This is a genomic window from Sulfurovum sp. (assembly GCF_041562805.1).
Lineage (GTDB): Bacteria > Campylobacterota > Campylobacteria > Campylobacterales > Sulfurovaceae > Sulfurovum.
This window is the reverse complement of record NZ_JBFFOH010000261.1, coordinates 1-2,148: the sequence shown is the minus strand read 5'-3', so window position 1 is coordinate 2,148 and position 2,148 is coordinate 1. Positions and strand designations below refer to the sequence as shown.

Annotated in this window: 3 protein-coding genes; all 3 read right to left on the bottom strand. The window is 36.5% G+C overall.

All coding sequences use genetic code 11. The features are described 5' to 3' along the window. Positions 1-188 precede the first annotated feature (188 nt). A complete protein-coding gene (locus tag ABYK33_RS15530) occupies positions 189-965 on the bottom strand; it encodes a sulfite exporter TauE/SafE family protein (protein ID WP_373034231.1) in 777 nt (258 codons plus the stop codon). Continuing rightward, positions 966-1,469 (bottom strand): hypothetical protein, encoded by a 504-nt coding sequence (locus tag ABYK33_RS15525; protein ID WP_373034230.1) that lies wholly within the window; start codon positions 1,467-1,469, stop codon positions 966-968. A gap of 11 nt (positions 1,470-1,480) precedes the next feature. After that, positions 1,481-2,148, bottom strand: a 668-nt coding sequence (locus ABYK33_RS15520) for a hypothetical protein (protein WP_373034229.1), incomplete at its 5' end; no start/stop codon positions are given.

The window sequence follows — 2,148 nt, the reverse complement described above, 5'->3', positions numbered from 1 at the left end:
TCACGTGCCATAGCAATCGGTATGGTTTTAGGTGCTTATCAAGGTGCAGATGCTATCCCAAGTGAATGGAAAGAGGGCTTGGATGACTATACCTACTGTGATAACCTACTCAACAAACTACCTCTTTTAAAAACTTATATCATATAGGGCTTTAAGTCCTAAGCAAAATTAAAATGAAGTAAGTTCGATTATTTCATCACCTTAAAAGGAGTCAATGTAGTTGCATTGGCCTCTTTATCTCCCACTTTTCCCTCTTCTTCACAGCAATTAAGTACAGATTTTTCTGGATTTTCTATAAAGTCATACCCTCTGTAGATAGTGTGAACACCAAATAAAATGACCACAATAGAAGCCAAATTCATCATCGTTTTTCGAAATGAACTTTGCCCCAGAAGCTGGGTAAAGAATCCCAGACTAAAAAGTGCGGGTACTGTGCTAAGCCCAAATATAAACATGACAAGTGCTCCCCAAATCGGGCTTCCTGTACTTGCAGCCGTTACAGCAAAAAAGTAGACCAAACCACAAGGCAAAAGTCCATTAAGAAGTCCCAATATATAAAAGCTGTAAAGTGATTTGGATTGTAACACTTGACGAAATACATCCTGATACCATTTACTTTTAGAAAAAGAGTGTTCAAGTTTTGTCAAGAACTCAATCTTTCCTAAGAGAGATAACCCTGCCAATATCATAAAAATACCTGCTATGATCGTAAGTGCTGCCGTAGTGTAACCATTAAACTGTGCCACACCACCTATGGCTCCAAAAATAGCACCCAACATCACATATGTTGTTATGCGTCCGAAAGAATATACTAAATGCGCAATGCTCTGCATAAGTTTGGACCACTTCTCATCTACCTTTCTACTACTGTATGCAATGACAATCCCTCCACACATCCCTATACAATGACCAAAAGAACCCAACAAGGCAATAGTCGCAATAGATAAAAGGTCAATGCTTTCCACCTAGGCTCCCAATAACTTTTTTCTGATCTTTGGATTAGCCAGACTTTCACCTCTTAACATACGAAGTCGCATTTCATTAAAGTCTATTGCACCTTCTTCTCTCTGTTCTCTTGCGCCAAAACCATAATGCATTTCAGTTTTATCTTTAATCCCATACCATGCTGTTTTCGCATCTATCCACTGTTTTGTATCGATAGTATAGATCCATATTTTTACATCTGCTTTAAAGGATTTATCTTCTAGCCATAGGATCATGCAACCAGGATCGTCAAAGAAGCAGGTTTTTCCATCAGGTGATACAACTTGCACACTATTTCTCTTTGTAGTGATGAGCATTTTACAGTATGAATCATTGGTAAAATTTACCTTCAGGGGCAGGGCTTTCATCTCTGTATTGTTTTTTACAACAGTGACAGGTTGAGTATCTTTAGCCATAGAGATAAAGATCATAGCGATAATACTCATGACCAAAAGAATGATAAGTAAGGGTAAAAGTTTTTTCATAAAGACTCCATTTATAATAATACACCATTTCGCAGGTAATACACTGCCACATAAGCTGTGCATAGTAGCACAAACAGGCTAAGTAACGATACAACTATCTTTTCTGATCTAAGATCTTTTTTCCCTAACCATAGTGTAGAAACAGCATTACTTAATCCCATATAAGTCCCCATGAACAGTGATGCCCATAAAAGATATCCTACATAAGCATACTCAGCCTGTAACATACAAAATGGGCATTTATGTGTTGGTAGTTGATAAATATATGTACCAAAGAAATACACCACTGCGTAGTAAGCTATGTAGACAAAAAGTATATTTGTTGCTATATAAAGTACTGTGTATCCGCTTTTTAGTGTTAAGACGACTAAAAAATAGAGTAAATAAAACAAGACTAACAGTAAAGAGATATTTAACCCAAAGGGAAGGGGGTTTGCACCTTCAAGTTGTCCAAAAAGTGCTGAACAACAATTTACAGGTAGGTGTGTATCGATGTTCGAAAAGTAGCTAAAGTCCAAACCTAATTCCAGTGCAATAAACACAAATATAAAACTAAAAAGCCATGACTTCTGCTTGAACCATTTGTGATTTTTTGTATGCATATCATAAAAGTGTATATAGAGCCAAAGGGTCAATAAAAAGAGTATCAGGAGTTTTAATATTAAAAGATATAAACCGT